Consider the following 17,928-nt stretch of genomic DNA (forward strand, 5'->3'; position numbering starts at 1 on the left):
TATTCGGAAATGGAAGTTTGAGAGGGGCGTTTTAGCGATGAATCTAGGTAATTGTCCTCGCTGTGGTAAATTATATGCGTTGAATTTTCGAGATGTATGCTCGAATTGTATTAAGGAAATGGAACAGGAATATCAGATCTGTGTAGATTATTTGCGCGAAAATAAAGGCACCAATATACAGGAACTATCTGATGCAACAGAAGTTTCGATCAAAACTATTACCAAGTTTATCCGTGAGGGACGGATTTCCATCGAAAATGCCCCGAATATGATGTATCCTTGTGAAGTATGCGGAACATTGATTCGTGAAGGTCATATGTGTGACTCTTGTCGTAATCGTTTGACGAAAGACTTGGCTAGTGCAGCTCGTGAAGTAGGTCAGAAGGATAACAACAATGTAGGCGGACGAACCTACAATGCTGTCGACAAACTACGCGATTCATAGGAACGAGGTCTTAAATACAGATCTTGCTATAACAAATGTTTTGAAACGTACCGATAAACTTATTAAAGATTATCGGTTTTTTTTATTATCCTAATCATTTCGATAACATAAAGATAAAGTAAGAAAAACGTATATCAATGTAAAATTCTAACGTGGAAGGAAGTGTAGTTCATATGAAAATCAATGAACCGAGTAGAATTGGCGCCATCAATTCATATCAAAGGAACGTTGAATCCAATCAGCAAGCTGATGCCAAGAAGAGCCGCCGTAAGGACGAGGTATCTATTTCTCCGGAGGCGATGAAGATGCTTGAGGAACAAAGTCGTACACAGGATGCAGGACGCATACAGCGGATACAGGAACTGAAAGAACAGGTCAGTTCGGGAACGTATCAGGTAGACAGCAGCAAGCTTGCTGACAAATTGCTACCGTATTTTAAGTCTTTTGATAAGGAATAGGTGATCACGTAATGGCAGCACTGGACAGATTAATTGCAGTTTTGCAGCAAATGGAACAAAGTCACCGCGATATGCTGGCACTCAGTGAGGTCAAGAGACAGGTCATTGTCAAAAACGATGTGGATGAACTCATTGCTGTTCTGAACAAAGAATCCCGTTTCATGAAACAACAGGAGCCATTGGAGATTGAACGGCAGAGCGCAGTTTACGAATTGCTTCAGGAGCGAGGCATCAAGTCCATGCTGAACCTGAACATTACGGAGATCTCGAAGCTGATTTTTGATCCGGCTGACAAACAGCGATTGCTTGAAGTCCAGAAGAAGCTGGCGGGAACACTGCAGGAGTTAAAGGAAATCAATCAACTGAATCAAAAGCTGATCGAGCAATCGTTGATGTTTATTGATCTTTCAATGGACATCTTTGCTTCTCGGCCAGAACAGGATGCCACATATCAGCATCCTGCTGATAAGAACGGCAATCCAGGGCGAATCGGTCTGTTTGACACGCGTGCCTGATTAATTAGGGGGAAACCAGGTGACATCTACATTTCATTCAATCGAAACGGCTAAACGCAGTTTGTTCACACAGACGACAGCTCTTAGCACAACAGGCCATAACGTAGCCAATGCCAACACGGAAGGCTATTCACGTCAAAAGGTAAACATGCAGGCATCCATTCCAATGGAGCCATTTGCATTTCTGCATAGCACAACACCGGGACAGCTTGGTACAGGGGTTGAGTTCGACTCCATTACCCGTGTGCGCGAGAAATTCTTGGATGACCAATATCGCAATGAAAATACCAACTTCGGGAGTTGGTCCATTCAACGAGATACACTTGAGAAACTTGAAGCTATTGTGAACGAGCCATCGGATACCGGATTCCGGACGGTTATGGATAACTTCTACAAATCATGGTCGGATCTGAGTAAGAACCCTGAGGACGTTACAGCACGCCGGATTGTCAAGGAAACCACACTCGCTCTTACGGATGCAATGAATCAGATTAGTCGTCAACTGGATGCGCTCAGTCAGGATTTGGACAGTAACATCGCTGTGAAAAGTAATGAGATCCAGGGTTACCTGGGTAACATTGCGAACCTCAATAGTGCCATCGTGAAAATTGAGTCTCTTGGCGACAATGCCAACGATTTACGTGACCAAAGGGATTTAATGACGGACAAGCTGTCCAAAATCATGAATGTTACCGTAACTGATTCCCCGCAAGGATATGCTATCCAGATGAATGGACAGGCACTCGTTACCGGCGGGGCAGTACAAGTCGCGGTAGATCCTGCTTTTCTGAATGATGCATATACTGCTGGTACACTCACCAATGGTGAAGTTCATGGCATGATTAAGTCGAGAGACACGTTGGTAAGTGATTATAAGAAACAAATGGATGACCTGGCTAATACACTCGCGAATGGTGATATTGAAATCACACTTCCAGCAGGATCGGTTATCCCTGCAACGAATGCTTTAGGACTTGCAGGGGGAGCACTAGCAACAGACACGAAGGTAACCGTAAAGGGACTCAATGGTCTGCATCAGTTGGGGTATACGATGGATGGTACAACCACCCCAGGTCTACCTTTCTTCACAGCAGCGGGTGGTGGGACATCCATTACAGCTGGTAATATCTCATTAAATGCAGAAATTTTAGCTGATCCGAATAAAATTGCTACTTCTTTGCGTACTACAGATGAGTCCGGCACAGAGACCGTAATCAAAGGTAATAATACTCTTGCCATCTTGCTCGCCAATCTGAAAGATACACCAATGAAGTCTGCCGACGGCATGCGTAATGCAGCTATTGGCGCACAGTTTAGTGCCATTGTTGGACAGCTAGGGGTGCAATCTCAGGAAGCCGCACGTCAGACATCAAACTCGGAATTTTTGGTGGAGCAAGTGGAGACACGTCGCCAATCGGTGAGTGGGGTATCTTTGGATGAAGAGATGTCCAATATGATTAAGTTTCAGCATGCGTATAACGCATCTGCTCGATTTATGACCACTTATGATGAATTACTTGATAAATTAATTAACTCTACTGGGACAGTAGGCAGATAATAGAAGGGAGTGACATAACAGACCATGAGAATAACAAATAATATGCTCAGTTCACAGCTACTCTTGAACCTGAACCGGAACGCACAACAGATGAATAACACCCAGACCCAATTAGCTACAGGTCGGAAGATTAACAAACCTTCAGATGATCCGGTAGGAATAACGTACTCCCTTCGTTATCGTGCAGAGCTATCCTCCAATGAGCAGTATCAGAAAAACGTAGACAGTGCTATTTCTTGGTTGGAATTCAATGATACCGTTATGAATCAAGCTGGGAACGTTGTTCAACGCCTACGTGAACTGGTTGTTCAGGGATCGACAGGCACTAATCCTCAATCTGCACTAGACAGCATTAACGAGGAAGTAAAACAGTTGAATGAACAACTAATTGATGTATCTAATAGTAAACTGAACGGCAAGTATATCTTCAACGGTGAAACCTATGATATTCAGCCATATACATTTCCTACTAATCCAGATGGCTCATTCGATACATCGAATGCTGCTTCTATTATAACGGACAATGGGAAAATTAATTTTATTGTTGGTGAGAGTGTACAGTTACCCATCAATGTGAATGGCAATGAGGTATTTGGTACTGGAACGGAAGAGGATAATCTATTCGTAACGGTTAACAACATTATGAAAGCTCTAACAGAAGGGGATTCGGAGGAGTTATCCAAGCAACTGGATAACATAGATACTCGTATGAATAAAATGCTAGCTATTCGTTCCGAAATCGGTGCCAAAACCAACCGTGTTGATCTCATGATGGGGCGTCTCGACGACCTTAATATCAATCTGACAGATCTGCAAGCCAAAGTAGAGGATGCAGACTATGCTGAACTGGCAATGAAATCTAAAATACAGGAAAACATCTATAATGCTTCCTTGTCTGCAGGAGCCAAAATAATCTCTCCATCTTTGGTGGATTTCCTTAGATAAAAAGGAGGGAGATAACTGTTGAAGACTCTTCCCGTCGTTCAGATTCAAACAACACCATCGTTACTGAGTATGGATGCTGATCCGGGTAGTTTTTCCATTCGTCAGCCCAAGGCCGAAGTTCAATTAAACACTAGACCCGCCAAATTAACGGTAGAGAGTCATCCGATCCAATTGAATGTAGATCAGAGAGATGCTTTTGCAGCCTATAATGGTGGTAATATGTTTGATATGAACAAAAGGATATACTCAGGGATTCAGCAGAGTTTTCTTGAAAATATGGCTGAACGGGTTCAACAGGGCAACCAACTGGCGGCTATTCATAAGTCAGGTAATACCATTGCCAATATTGTCGGATTTAATTGGCAGACCAAACCTTTCCCTGAGACAAGAACCCCAGCTTCGTACGATAATGTAGATATTCGTGTTGATACAAGACCGCCGGACATTAACTTTCAACCTGCCGTTTCTGAAATGAACGTTATTGTTAACAAACCCGAGATAGCATATCAACGGGGGAAACTCGATATTTATGTGAAACAGTATGCGTCAGTTCAATATACTCCACCTGCCATAGATGTGGGATTGTAAGTTATAATGTAGAGCTATAGACGGTCTCGTATGCAGCCATCTATGGCTCTTTTTGTATAAAATCTTCGCCAAGGAGGCGTTTGTTATTCTTATTCAGACAAGCATGTGGGGAGAATTAGAGGTCAATGAGGAAGATATATATCAATTTCCCAAAGGGTTACCCGGATTTGAAGAAGAGACGGAGTACGCATTAATTCCATGGGAAGATACACCATTCAGTTATTTACAATCAGTAAAAGAACCTGGCTTATCGTTTTTGTTGGTTAGTCCATTTATGTTTGTGCCTGATTACAGTTTTGAATTGGGTGAGGTGGATAAGGAAGAGTTAAGGATTGAAGAGCAGGTATCCGTTTTCTCTTTGGTAACTATTCATACTGACATAAATAAATCTACGATGAACTTACTGGCTCCCGTTGTACTTAATCCAGAGCAACGTTTGGGGAAACAAGTGGTACTCCATCAATCCAGCTATGAGACACGCCATCTCATCTGGGCTGAAGACAAAGCAAATTCAGTGAAGGGTGGAGTCTGATATGCTGGTATTATCTCGTAAAAAAGGCGAATCCATTGTGATTCAAGATCATATTGAAGTTACTGTGCTTGCTGTAGAAGGGGATACCGTACGAATCGGTATTTCTGCTCCTAAGCATATTGATATCTTTCGGCAGGAGATCTACGCATCCATTCAGGAAGCGAATCGGGAGTCTGCTACACCTCTCGCAGCCAATATTGAAGCGTTTATGGAACGTTTAAGAAAAACAGAAAATAAAAAAGATTAAAAATATTCCAATTTGCTATAAACAGTTGCTCACCTTCCGTCGATATATAATTTAGACGCTGCTTCGGCAGGGCGGCCGACCTTAATGTCGCGGCGTTTACCACATGGATGTGGAACTAATTTATCTTCAGGGAGGAAACACTCTAATGATTATCAACCATAACGTACCGGCGTTGAACACTCACCGCCAATTGTCCATCAACACAGGTAACACTAATAAAAACATCGAAAAATTGTCTTCCGGTCTTCGTATCAACCGTGCTGGTGACGATGCTGCTGGTTTGGCAATTTCCGAAAAAATGCGCGGTCAAATCCGCGGTTTGGACCAAGCTTCCCGTAATGCTCAAGATGGTATCTCTTTGATCCAAACAGCTGAGGGTGCTTTGAACGAAACTCACTCCATCCTGCAACGTCAACGCGAGATTGCTAACCAATCCGCTAACGGAACGAACACAGATTCTGACCGTCAAGCGCTGCAAGATGAAATGAACGCTTTGACTTCAGAAATCAACCGTATCGGTAACACAACTGAGTTCAACACTCAAAAGTTGCTTCAAGGTGACGGAAAAGCAAACTTGGATAAGACTGCAGTTATTGCAGACGGCAAACTTACTGGTGGAACAGCGCGTACTACAACTGAAGCTACACAAACAGTTGTGGTAACATCTGCTGTAGCAGCTGGTAACAGTCTAGCATTTGATTTAAATGGTGTTGATCTTACTGTAAACTTTGCTGCAAATGATGCTTCTAAAGCGGATTTTGAGTTGTCAGACGTAACGGGAGCTAGTGCTTCTGTTAATATTTCTGCGACTGTTCCTGACAATGCTGCTGCAGCAGGTAAGAGTGGTGCTGCAATTCGTGATGCATTGACTAAAATGATTGAACAGAATGAGACTTTAAAAGGTCAATATGAGGTAACTGGAACAGGTGCAGATGTAATAATTACAGCTAAAAAAGGTGGTACTTTTGAAGGTGCAGCAGGTAACATTGGTGCAGCAACTCCAGGTGGTTTAACAGCAACTGGTGTAGCTGCTAATGCTGGAACAACAACAGCTTCAGTGGCTGCTGCTAAGGATATTACCTTTGCTGCTGGTACTGATGATGCAGCTCTTAAAGCTATGGTTGGTAAAGGCTTCACTGTTGGAGATCAGCAAATTGAATTCTACAACGCAAGTGAAGGAGCTTACAAAGGTAAAGGTATTGGTGTAGCTATTGACACTGCTCTCGCAGCAACAGCAGGTAACAAAGATGACGCAATTGCCAAGGCTATTGCTGATACTGTTGGAAGTAAAATTGAGGGTGTGAAGTTCACTGCAGCTGCAGGAGTTCTTTCAATTACTGCTACTAAAGGTGGATTAGACGGTAACGACATCGAGATCAAAGACGGTGGCATTCAAAAATCCTTCGAAACTTCTTTCCAAATCGGTGCTAACACTGGTCAATCCATGAGCTTGTCTATCAATGACATGCGTTCGAACGCTCTTGGAATTACTGGTAAAGCTGGCGATGCTGGATTTACTAAAGATAACACTGTAACGGATGGAACAAACGATGTTAAAGGCGAAGCGGCTTTGAACATCTCCACTAAAGAAGGCGCAGCTGCAGCAATCGCAGTTCTCGATAAAGCTACTGCTTCTGTATCCAGCGAACGTTCTAAACTGGGTGCTACACAAAACCGTTTGGAGCACACAATCAACAACTTGGGAACAGCTTCTGAGAACCTGACAGCTGCTGAATCCCGTATCCGTGACGTTGATATGGCGAAAGAAATGATGCAACAAACGAAAAACAACATCTTGGCTCAAGCAGCTCAAGCAATGTTGGCACAAGCAAACCAACAGCCGCAAGGCGTTCTGCAATTGCTTCGTTAATTTTAACAGGCTCTACATTAAACCTTGGATCTCTGATCCAAGGTTTTTTTGTTGGATTTAACATATTCCCTAAAGCTCGGGAGTATATACGCCGATATATATTATAAATGCGAAAAGGTTGGAGGTCATTCAAGGGTGAATATTCAATTTTCCTTATCTGCTGCCTCATCTGTAACAAAACCTGCGACTGAGGTGCAGCACCCAGTTGACGCTTCTCAAGCAATAACCGACACAGCAAACATCAGGACAGCGAAGGAAGCTTATGCTAAAGAAAGACAGGGTGTGCACTTATCTGTAGGGGAAGAACTGCTGATCCGTAACATTGATAGAGCGGTGAAAGCCTTGCAAGGTCCGGAAACAACACTAGATATCAGTATTCATGAGAAGACACATGATATTATGGTCAAAGTGTTAAATAAAGAAACAGGGGAATTGCTCCGTGAGATTCCACCAGAAAAAACGTTGGATTTAGTTGCTAAGATGATGGAAATTGCCGGCATCTTAATTGATGAAAAAATATAGAATTCGGAGGTGGAGAAATGGTTACACGTATTAATGGATTTTCCGGTATGGATATTGAAAGTATGGTTAAGAGTATGATGGCGACGAAGCGTGTGCCTTTAGATAAACTCAATCAGGAAAAGCAACTTCTGCAATGGCAACGGGAAAGCTACCGTGAATTAAGCAGCAAATTGTATGATTTTAGAACGAATAAGTTAATTACGAAATATGGTAATTCCACGGCATTGAACGCCAACAAAGCAACAGTCACAGGAAACACCGATGCAGTTAAAGCAACAGCTACTGCAACAGCGAATGGTGTTGAAATGAAGGTCAGTGTCACTCAGCTTGCTAAAAGTGCAACGAAATCGACACCAAGTCTGGGCCAAGGGGTAAGTAGTTCTACATCGTTGGCTGCTCTGGAAGGCGTAGATTTGTCCAAGATGAGTTCAGCAGAAACGGCCGAATACCTTCAAAAAGGTTTTGATATCAAAATTAATGGGGTAAGCTTCACCGATAAAGATGGGAAATCTCTATTTAATGGGATGACGTCGATCTCTACGTTGGTTTCGACCATTAACTCTAACGCTCAAGCGAATGCAATCGCAAGTTATGATGAAATCACAGGTAAGTTATCCATTGCATCTAAAACAGGTGGAGAGGGCAGCGACGTTAAAATTGAAATTCCTACTGACTCCCCTAGCCCTACTGATCCTACGAAGACGATTAAACGAAACTCCTTACTTGCCCTGTTCTCTCCCAAAACGGTGATTGAAACGAATGATCTAGGCGGAGGGGTTACGAACGATAGTACTCTTGCGGAACTCTACAAGCTGAATGGTGGCAAAGATCCTGAGCCGGGGGCGCCTGCCAAAACGTACAGTTTTGTCCTTAATGGAAAAACGCTTAATTTTAATGAAACCGATAAGATTTCCGATGTGGTTAGTAAAATCACCAATGCTGGTGTAGATGCAGAAGCGGAATTCGAGGACGGGAAATTGACTATTACTGCTCAATCTGGCAAAGAGCTGAAGATGAGTGGCGGATCCTATGAGTTTATGAGTTTGTTCAAGGGAACAAAATCTTATACTGGTGGTATCGATACTCTTGAGGAAACTGCTGGTCAGGATGCGAAGGTAAATGTTAATGGTAAAGACCTGGATAATATCAAAAGCAATACGTTTACTCTTAATGGATTTCAGTTGACTCTTCAAAGTGTTACCAAAGGAGCAGATGGGGTGGATAATCCAACCATCATTAAGAACCAAAGTGATCCTGATAAAGCACTGGAGTCTATTAAAAGCTTTATTGAAGACTACAACAGTCTGATCAAGGCTCTGAATTCAAAAGTTGATGAGACGAAATATCGTGACTTTAAACCGTTGACAGATGAGCAGAAGAAAGAATTGAAAGAAACAGAGATCAATACATGGACTGAAAAAGCCAAAAGTGGCTTGCTGAAAAATGATGATATTATCAAATCAGTATTGTCTGAAATGCGTCAAGTGATTACAGATAAACTCGGTCCTTTAAGTGCTCTTGGGATTACAACTGGCAACTATGCGGAGAATGGTAAGTTGGTCATAGCGAATGAGACAAAACTTAAAGGTATGATTAGTGATAATCCACAGCTCGCGCTGGATCTATTTCAGGGACCAGCAAACGCTCCTAAAGAGGGCTTGTTCAACCAATTGGCAGACAAGGTATCTAACGCAATTGAGAAAGTCTACCAACGCGCCGGTACGAACAGATATACAACAGATTTAACCAGCGCATTCCGTGATGAGAACATCATGGGACGCAAAATGAAAGACTACAATAGCAGAATTCTTATGATGCAAACCAACTTACAACGAACAGAAGACAGATACTACAAACAATTTGCTGCGATGGAAGCGGCAATGAACAAGATGCAAACACAGTCGTCCAGCCTCTTTTCCAGTTTAGGACAATCTTAATATAAAGGGTGAGACTTTTGATTACATCTCCTTATGATAAATACCGTCAATCCTCAGTTCAGACTTCAAATCCGGCGCAATTGGTCATTATGTTGTATGATGGAGCAATTCGTTTTGTTAAGACAGCTATTGATGGGTTGACCCAGAAGGATAATGAGAAGACAAGTCTGAATTTGGGGAAAGCTCAGACCATCATTAGTGAATTGATGAGCACCTTGGACCGTTCTTATGATATTTCCAAGAGTCTGCATTCATTATATGAATACACCAATTATCTTCTAGTGGAGGCAAACATTCGCAAAGATGTGACTAAAGCTGAAGAAGCAGTAGGATATTTAACGGATCTTCGTGAAACGTGGCTACAAGCTTCTAAGATTGCTGCAGGTCAGGAAGCGCCACCTGTCACTACTGAAAGTGCTCATGGATAAATCGTCATATCTGACTCAGTTACAGCAGCTGACAAGTAATATCATGGACGTGTTATATGAAGCTGAGTATGAGCAACTCGAAGCTTTTGTTGAAGAGCGCCAAGTGATTATTAATGGACTTGTGGAGCAGTTTTCTCTTCAGCCCGCAAGTGTGACTGAGAGGATAGAGATCGAACAGCTCTTGGGCAACGATAACGAAATTGTAGCACGTATGAATGTTCTGCGATTAGAAGCTCAGGACTGGTTGCATAAACGAGGACAAGCCAAAACACAGCGAAATGCTTATGAGTCAGGTTATACGCCAGATAGTTTTTTGATGGACAAAAAGAAATGATTATTTTACTAAACCTGTATGCATTGCTTGACTTAATTAGTCGGTCAATGCATACAGGTTTTATTTTATTTGTTTTTATTTGTAATAAAAAGAAGGGAATGTATCTGATTTTGTCGAATATATAATTGTTATGAAAATACATAAAAGGAGAATTACTATGAAAAAAGTATTATTAGTAGTTTCTAAATGTTTACTAGGTTTCACATTAATAAGCGGATCATGGAGTGGAACAGCATGGGCAGAATCTGCTGAAACCAATGATGGGAGTCCGAAGCCTGTCCAGTTTGAACTGCCTAACAATGTCTCCAAGCTAGAACTTCCTGAAGGAAGTTTTTCAACTAAGGGGTTTGCTAGAGGTAAAAAGATTGAGGTTGATCGTCCTGAGATTTCTATTCTGTCCAATTTTAACGTGACGGGCGATCGAATAAGTTTTAGTGACAGTTTGACTGCAGCTGACCCAGCAGATTTTTGGTTTTTTAGTGTGCCAACTGATCGCACAATCCTGACACAGTTAAGATCTGCTAATGCTAATTACAGAGTTGATTTGTATTCAATTGATTGGAATACGGGAACTGCAACTCCAACACCATTTTGGGGCAAGGCAGGCGAGATCAAATTTGCAACGGATTTAGCTGCAGGTGACTGGGGCCTCCGAGTTACGTCTACAGGCAGTGTAGGGGACTCGTACAGCATCCATGCCAATATGGCGAATCCTTCTGTGGTTCCTGATCCGAGTAATCCTGCCAATACGGCGAAGCTTATTTCGTACTCTGAAAACCTAATCTCGGCAGTGATGGAGTATCCTAATGGTGATATTACTGTAAATGGAGAAAAGATTGGGAATACCTCGGCTGTGAGTAATATCAATGCTCATCTCACATGGGCAAGGGAATATACCTTTACAAGCGGTGGAGCGCATTCGTCCATAAATCATGATATTGATGATGTACGGATTAAAAGTGTCACCATTCCGCTTAAGTATACATCTCAATATGCGCAGTCTGATAATGCTGTTTTCATAACTCTAGATAAAGGAACATTATTTACCTCATTCCGTTCTAATTTCGTTTCTGGGGTACCTACTTCCAGCTGGAGTACATTTGAAGATGTTCAAGGCAGAACAACACCTCGCAGACTTGATGAAATTGATATGCTTGGTGATCCCGACCTCTTGGTTTATGACTTGGATAAGAAAAAGGTTATTGATTTCGCGAGTAGCTTGAACTATTGGTATGCCAAGGGGATAGAGTCATTCCCCTCTGTAGTGTATTATAAATAATTTAAGACGTTTCAAATTGGATTCGAATATTGGAAAAGTTGACTCAATTAATAAAAGCTCATCGTAAATTTTTACGATGAGCTTTTATTAATTTTTGCTGTAGTAAAGTTACATGTTATTAGCGTTAGATTTCACTGACTCTATGTCGGCATCTACAATCAGTTTCCTACAACTTCGAATTCGTGAAGTTTGATTGAGTTTGTAATACAACGCTGCCTGGCTTTAACTAGTAGATGGAAATCAGATGAATTTGTTCATCTTCTTCGAGATAATGAAAGGATAGTGTGCGGGAACCATATTTATAGATCATGTCATATCCGCCTCCTGCTTCATTTAAATATTCTTTCTGAGGTTTACCTAACCATAACTTAACCATTTCGGGATAGAGATTACGTTGCTCTGAGAACAGGTTGAAGACTTTGACTTTTGAATCATTGTTCAGTTCATGTAAGTAAGAATTAAAACCGATCGCGTATTGCGAATAAACGTAATATGCTCCCCATTCGCCGTTCTCTCTGAGTTTAGCTTTTTTTAATGTATTAAGCAGAGATTTGTGGGTCATGCCCAGCTTGATATTGGGCTGATTCAGCAGAGTTCCTTTCATTGCAGATGTCTTCAGGTTTTCGAGATAGGCACGATCTCCGATTCCTGAATTAGGCCAGTTAGGTTGATTAAAATTAACATAGCGAGTGTCACTTAAACGCAACTCCAATTTACTAATATTTAGTTTGAAGGTTTCTATCTCATATTTAAATACAGTGTTATTATAGAATTTGAATTGCACTCGGGAACCAGATAACATACGTATGCCGTCATCTCTGCCAGCAGGGTAGAAATCAAAATCAGTTAACTTTTTACCTTTGTTATCTACGAATTTTAAGGATTGCAATATGCCTGAACGTATGATGAATGGTTTAGCCAGATTGAAGTTGGACGATCCCCACTCTGTGATGATTAGCATATCGGGTGTACCCGTATCCTTGCTCTTAATGGTGTAATGCCAGGTTTGAGGTAAGGTAATAGAATGAAGATCAAGGTCCGCGGATTGTACTGTACCGTAAGAGTCTCCTTTTTTCAACAAAGCTGCGCGATAAGTGCCTGTATATGTAATGTCACCGGGTTTGTTATTGGTCCAGAAATCTTCCTCCTTTAGAGTTGATTTTTTTTCATCTTGAGCAAAAATATAGACTGTATATTGCGTTTGGTATGCATCACGAAGTGTGAAGGATAAGCGACTGATTTTTTTTAGTTCTTCTGCAGATATTTTATTCTCCTGAGCATCTGCATGATCGGATGTGGCTATTACGAATAGGCCGGAAAAAAGAATAAATAGTAGGGTCATAGCCCCCCATTTTTGTTTCCGTAGTAGTAAGTGAATCATTACTTTGATCTCCCCTTGTTAAATGAATTATGATTGTTGATGAGTATATTCTAAATTTTAACATGCAATTTAATCCTTCACCATCAAATCCTACTTTTTGCAATTGGTAGCTAAGGAGTTGTGTTAATGAAATCTATTAATGATCAATAATAGATAGCTGGAAATAGACTTACCAACCCTCCAATTACCTGATATATTCAAGTTATCCCACCTTTCAACACAATCCCCAATTAATCTACAAAAAATTCCAAGAAAACATTTACTTTTCCAATTGACAATGGATAACTTTGGATGGTATTATCTGAATTGTGGGCAGAGGTTAAGGCCGAAAGCTTCACTTCATTTGATGACGAAGGGAATGTTAGTGCATGCAAGGTAAAGTAAAATGGTTCAACGCAGAAAAAGGTTACGGTTTCATTGAGACTGAAGATGGCGGCGACGTATTCGTACATTTCTCCGCAATTCAATCCGAAGGATTCAAAACTTTGGAAGAAGGTCAATCCGTAGAATTCGACATCGTCGAAGGCGCGCGTGGACCGCAAGCAGCTAACGTAATCAAATTATAATCATCCGGACAATCCGACCTACATATATGGTTAGATGGTTACCAAATTGAATTATCGCTAGCATCAGACTCCGGTACTTTCCGGGGTCTTTTTTTGATTAAATAGATTAGAGATTTGAGAATCATCCGAGGAACTTTATTCTAATGAATTTAATAGATTCAAGAGATAGATTGAAGTTCATTTTACATATTAGATTGAGCTGGCCCAAAAACGGTTAAATACATCATCAAGCGCCTAATAATTCATACCTAGTAAATATTCGATTATGGCTGAATATGATGAAATATCGCGAAATATGGCGTTATGCCTACGTTGGCAGATGTGGCTTGAACAGATGTCATTATTCGGTCACCGGGAGTTTTTACATGGAGCTTACATTCGTGTTATAATGAAGTGGCAAAGGAAAAAGGAGGAGTGCCCTATGAATTTAAGTATTCGAGGTCAACAAATCGAGGTTACTGATGCTTTGAAGGATTATGTCGACAAAAAGTTGAGTAGACTCGAGAAGTATTTCGATGCACCCCTTAACTCTGACGGTGCTGTTACATTGAGCACGACGAGAGGTTTGCATACGGTAGAGGTGACGATCCCTTTGAAAGGCATTGTGCTCCGCGCTGAGGATGAGAGCGATGATATGTATGCATCCATTGACTCCGTGGTGGACAAGCTGGAACGTCAGATCCGCAAACACAAAACAAAAATTAACCGTAAGTTCCGCCAGGAAGGTAGCCTGAAAACACTCTTCGTTGAAGATCCAACAGGTACTGTAGCTACGGCTGAACTGGATGCGGACACGGATGACGATGATCTGGAAGTTGTACGGACGAAACGCTTTATGTTGAAACCAATGGACGTGGAAGAGGCCATACTCCAAATGAACATGGTTGGTCACAATTTTTTCGTATTCTCCAACATTGACAGTGAAGAAGTTAGCGTTGTGTACAAACGGAACGATGGTAAGTACGGATTGATCGAACAAGGTTAATTTAACTTACAGGATCATCGGATTGAACATGTATATGAATATTTAATAATAATGAACACAGGGACTATTGTTTCCTGGATTAGATTTATCAAGAGCTTCCATCCCTTAGGGGATGGGGCTCTTTTGTGCGTAGAGGAGCTGGGAAATGATCTTTGGAAATAAAATGGTGAAACTATTCCCTATGCTGCTGCGTCTAATAGATAGTAAGAAGAAGCACAAACTGTAAAAGTTTACTGCCAGATTCCGATGCTTACGAAAATATTCGTACGCCTACATTCGAGAACTGGATATTGAGATTTCCATCCAAATTTACCATCAAAATTCGTTGACAGGGCTGTCTATCCTGCAAAACGAAACATGACAATCGAACGCTTCCGCTAACGACTATGATTTTTTGCACTTAAACTCCATTTGATATGGCTCAGAAGTTCAAAGAAGTGTGCCGTGGCGTGTTGCGGCGGCCCTTACAAACTGTTACAATTTATGCAAAGAGAATCATTGTCCTGATGAGGAATTGTCAACGAATGATCGCTAATCATAATCAATGACAGGCACAGCACCATGAACATGATTCGCAAGGCTCGGGCTTCGGCTAGTTTTTAATAACCGAATCCGTTTGAATACCGAATCAGCTTCATGAGAAACCCTTGGCAAGCCTGGAGTTGATTCATCCATATTACTTTTTATATTGTTTGTCACCCCCGGGCAAGTGGATGCAACATCCATCCGATGGTGTCGCGTGGCGGCAACAGGGGGTCTATTCTGTTTTGCACGAAAGGGGTATACCATGCTAGGACTTGTCAAAAAGATCTTCGGCGACATGAATGAACGTGATGTTAAACGTCTGATGAAGACGGTCGATGTGATCAATAAACTGGAACCACAATTTCAGGCGTTGTCTGATGAACAACTGAAAGGTAAAACGGACGAATACCGTGCTCGTATTGAAAAGGGAGAAACAACAGATGAGCTTCTTCCAGAGGCATTTGCAACCGTACGTGAGGCATCACGCCGTGTACTGGGCAAACGTCACTACGATGTACAGATGCTGGGCGGTATCGCTCTGCATGAAGGCCGTATATCCGAGATGAAAACGGGTGAAGGTAAAACGCTGGTAGGAACACTTCCGGTATATCTGAACGCATTGATGTCCAAAGGTGTACACGTGGTCACGGTCAATGACTATTTGGCACAGCGGGATAGCCAGGAAATGGGACAAATCTATGAATTCATGGGCATGACGGTAGGGGTTAACCTGAGCGGTATGGACCATGCTTTGAAACAACATGCGTATGCATGTGATATTACGTACGGAACGAACAACGAGTTTGGTTTTGACTATCTGCGTGACAACATGGTTCTTTACAAAGAGCAAATGGTACAACGTCCATTGTTCTTCTGTATCATTGATGAAGTAGACTCCATCCTGGTCGATGAGGCGCGTACGCCACTCATTATCTCTGGACAAGCTCAGAAGTCGACGGATATGTACTATGCAGCAGATCGTTTTGTGAAACGTTTGGTGCCGGAAGAAGACTTTACGGTAGACATTAAGGTGAAATCCGTAGCGTTGACTGAGGCCGGCGTGGCCAAAGCGGAGAAAGCATTTGGTATCGAGAACTTGTATGATCATGCCAACGTTACTCTCAACCATCACATTGTACAGGGCTTGAAAGCCAATGTAATCATGCGTCGTGACGTGGATTATGTGGTCAGTGATGAAGAGGTTATGATCGTTGATGAATTCACAGGTCGTCTGATGTCTGGACGTCGTTATAGTGATGGATTGCACCAGGCGATTGAAGCCAAAGAAGGCATTGAAGTACAAAACGAGAGCATGACCCTTGCTACGATTACCTTCCAGAACTATTTCCGGATGTACCGTAAACTTGCGGGTATGACGGGTACAGCGAAAACCGAGGAAGAAGAGTTCAAAAAAATCTACGGTCTCGAAGTACTGCAGATTCCAACTAACCGTCCGAATAAACGGGATGACATGGCAGATGTCGTGTATAAGAGCATCGATGGCAAGTTCAAAGCGGTTGTGGAAGAGATTGTGGAACGCCACAGCAAGAACCAGCCGGTTCTGGTAGGTACAGTATCCATCGAGAACTCTGAACGCCTGTCTGACATGCTTAAGCGCCGTGGTGTAAAACACCAGGTACTGAACGCCAAGTACCATGCGGAAGAAGCAGAGATCATCTCAGGAGCTGGTCAAGCGGGTGCGGTAACGATTGCAACCAACATGGCTGGACGGGGTACGGATATTATCTTGGGTGAAGGTGTAGCTGAAGTAGGCGGCCTTCATATTATCGGTACAGAGCGTCACGAATCACGCCGGATTGATAATCAGCTGCGTGGTCGTGCAGGACGTCAAGGTGACCCGGGTTCAACACAATTCTACCTGTCACTAGGTGATGAATTGATGAGACGTTTCGGTGCAGACAATGTATTGAACATGATGGAGCGCCTTGGTTTTGAAGAAGACCAACCGATCGAGAGTCGGATGATTACCCGTGCAGTAGAATCGGCGCAGAAGCGTGTTGAAGGTAACAACTTTGACGTGCGTAAAGTCGTTCTCCAATATGATGATGTTATGAACCAACAACGTGAAATTATATATAAACAGCGCCGCGAGGTACTGGAGTCCGAAAATATTAAACAAATCGTTATGGATATGATCAAACCTTCCATTGAACGTATCGTTGAAGCACACTGTGGTGACGATATTCCGGAAAACTGGGAGTTGCAGGAAGTTGCCGATTACATGAACAGCAAATTGCTGGATGATGGTTCGGTAACAAAAGATGATCTGTGGGGCAAGGAAGCAGAAGAGATTATCGAGTACCTGTTTACGAAAGTTCAGAACAAGTACAATGCACGTGAAGAGCGAATTGGCGAAGATATGGTTCGTGAGTTCGAGAAAGTGGTTGTGCTCCGTGCAGTAGACAGCAAGTGGATGGATCATATTGATGCAATGGATCAATTGCGTCAAGGTATCCACCTTCGCGCTTACGGCGGTACAGATCCACTGCGTGAGTACCAGTTCGAAGGCTTCGAGATGTTCCATCAGATGATCGCTTCGATTCAGGAAGAAGTAGCGACTTATGTGATGAGAGCACAGATCGAGAGCAATCAGGAGCGTCAAGCGGTTGTTGAGGAAAGTCAGATCTCGACAAGCGGTGAACCTGCTGAGAAACGTCCAGTGAAGGTTTCTGACCAAATCGGACGTAACGATCCATGCCCATGTGGTAGTGGTAAGAAGTTCAAACACTGCCACGGTCAAGAGTAGTTAGAGGTTTTTTTCTATACACGAATGACATGAACGGCTCCTTGCA

General features: G+C 42.3%; 18 protein-coding genes. 17 read left to right on the plus strand and 1 reads right to left on the minus strand.

The features are described 5' to 3' along the window. Positions 1–37 precede the first annotated feature (37 nt). The 14 genes from MHI14_RS02990 (at position 38) to MHI14_RS03055 (ending at position 11,658) form a co-directional block, all read left to right on the plus strand. Positions 38–445 (plus strand): TIGR03826 family flagellar region protein, encoded by a 408-nt coding sequence (locus MHI14_RS02990; RefSeq protein WP_341129864.1) that lies wholly within the window; start codon positions 38–40, stop codon positions 443–445. A gap of 173 nt (positions 446–618) precedes the next feature. Next, positions 619–903 (plus strand): flagellar biosynthesis anti-sigma factor FlgM, encoded by a 285-nt coding sequence (flgM, locus tag MHI14_RS02995; RefSeq protein ID WP_047840678.1) that lies wholly within the window; start codon positions 619–621, stop codon positions 901–903. 11 nt (positions 904–914) lie between these two features. Continuing rightward, complete coding sequence (locus MHI14_RS03000; RefSeq protein WP_341129865.1) at positions 915–1,418, plus strand: flagellar protein FlgN; 504 nt, start codon at positions 915–917, stop codon at positions 1,416–1,418. Between the two features lie 19 nt (positions 1,419–1,437). Next, the gene (flgK, locus tag MHI14_RS03005; RefSeq protein WP_341129866.1) at positions 1,438–2,976 is read left to right on the plus strand and encodes a flagellar hook-associated protein FlgK; all 1,539 of its coding nucleotides are present in this window, start codon (positions 1,438–1,440) and stop codon (positions 2,974–2,976) included. Positions 2,977–3,000: 24 nt separating this feature from the next. Then, the gene (flgL, locus tag MHI14_RS03010) at positions 3,001–3,921 is read left to right on the plus strand and encodes a flagellar hook-associated protein FlgL (RefSeq protein WP_341129867.1); all 921 of its coding nucleotides are present in this window, start codon (positions 3,001–3,003) and stop codon (positions 3,919–3,921) included. A gap of 18 nt (positions 3,922–3,939) precedes the next feature. After that, positions 3,940–4,509 carry a DUF6470 family protein gene (locus MHI14_RS03015; protein WP_341129868.1) on the plus strand — a complete coding sequence of 190 codons (570 nt, stop codon included), beginning with the start codon at positions 3,940–3,942 and terminating at the stop codon, positions 4,507–4,509. Between the two features lie 103 nt (positions 4,510–4,612). Beyond that, positions 4,613–5,041, plus strand: a complete 429-nt coding sequence (gene fliW / locus MHI14_RS03020; RefSeq protein ID WP_341129869.1) for a flagellar assembly protein FliW — start codon at positions 4,613–4,615, stop codon at positions 5,039–5,041. Between the two features lies 1 nt (position 5,042). Continuing rightward, the gene (gene csrA, locus MHI14_RS03025) at positions 5,043–5,288 is read left to right on the plus strand and encodes a carbon storage regulator CsrA (protein ID WP_074096614.1); all 246 of its coding nucleotides are present in this window, start codon (positions 5,043–5,045) and stop codon (positions 5,286–5,288) included. Positions 5,289–5,433: 145 nt separating this feature from the next. Continuing rightward, a complete protein-coding gene (locus tag MHI14_RS03030) occupies positions 5,434–7,158 on the plus strand; it encodes a flagellin N-terminal helical domain-containing protein (protein ID WP_341129870.1) in 1,725 nt (574 codons plus the stop codon). 222 nt (positions 7,159–7,380) lie between these two features. Then, positions 7,381–7,680 (plus strand): flagellar protein FlaG, encoded by a 300-nt coding sequence (locus MHI14_RS03035; RefSeq protein ID WP_370739105.1) that lies wholly within the window; start codon positions 7,381–7,383, stop codon positions 7,678–7,680. Between the two features lie 17 nt (positions 7,681–7,697). Beyond that, on the plus strand, positions 7,698–9,617 hold the full coding sequence (fliD, locus tag MHI14_RS03040) for a flagellar filament capping protein FliD (RefSeq protein WP_341129871.1): 1,920 nt from the start codon (positions 7,698–7,700) through the stop codon (positions 9,615–9,617). 17 nt (positions 9,618–9,634) lie between these two features. Next, positions 9,635–10,045: a flagellar export chaperone FliS gene (gene fliS / locus MHI14_RS03045; RefSeq protein ID WP_074096610.1), complete on the plus strand. Its 411-nt coding sequence runs from the start codon at positions 9,635–9,637 to the stop codon at positions 10,043–10,045. Next, positions 10,038–10,379, plus strand: coding sequence for a flagellar protein FliT (locus tag MHI14_RS03050; RefSeq protein ID WP_341129872.1), 342 nt, complete (start codon positions 10,038–10,040; stop codon positions 10,377–10,379). Before fliS ends, MHI14_RS03050 begins: the two co-directional genes overlap by 8 nt. Positions 10,380–10,536: 157 nt before the next feature. Beyond that, positions 10,537–11,658 carry a hypothetical protein gene (locus MHI14_RS03055; RefSeq protein ID WP_341129873.1) on the plus strand — a complete coding sequence of 374 codons (1,122 nt, stop codon included), beginning with the start codon at positions 10,537–10,539 and terminating at the stop codon, positions 11,656–11,658. 226 nt (positions 11,659–11,884) lie between these two features. On the opposite strand, the gene MHI14_RS03060 is transcribed toward MHI14_RS03055, so the two are convergent. Beyond that, the gene (locus MHI14_RS03060; protein WP_341129874.1) at positions 11,885–13,039 is read right to left on the minus strand and encodes a hypothetical protein; all 1,155 of its coding nucleotides are present in this window, start codon (positions 13,037–13,039) and stop codon (positions 11,885–11,887) included. 368 nt (positions 13,040–13,407) lie between these two features. Here MHI14_RS03060 and MHI14_RS03065 point away from each other — a divergent pair, with 368 nt between their 5' ends. The 3 genes from MHI14_RS03065 to secA all read left to right on the plus strand — a co-directional run bounded on the left by MHI14_RS03065 (position 13,408) and on the right by secA (position 17,882). Further along, positions 13,408–13,605 carry a cold shock domain-containing protein gene (locus MHI14_RS03065; RefSeq protein WP_024631599.1) on the plus strand — a complete coding sequence of 66 codons (198 nt, stop codon included), beginning with the start codon at positions 13,408–13,410 and terminating at the stop codon, positions 13,603–13,605. A gap of 421 nt (positions 13,606–14,026) precedes the next feature. Then, positions 14,027–14,590, plus strand: a complete 564-nt coding sequence (gene hpf / locus MHI14_RS03070; protein WP_047840659.1) for a ribosome hibernation-promoting factor, HPF/YfiA family — start codon at positions 14,027–14,029, stop codon at positions 14,588–14,590. Positions 14,591–15,377: 787 nt separating this feature from the next. Next, positions 15,378–17,882, plus strand: coding sequence for a preprotein translocase subunit SecA (gene secA / locus MHI14_RS03075; protein ID WP_339312668.1), 2,505 nt, complete (start codon positions 15,378–15,380; stop codon positions 17,880–17,882). Positions 17,883–17,928: the final 46 nt, after the last annotated feature.

This window comes from Paenibacillus sp. FSL K6-2393, assembly GCF_038002545.1.
Taxonomy (GTDB): domain Bacteria; phylum Bacillota; class Bacilli; order Paenibacillales; family Paenibacillaceae; genus Paenibacillus.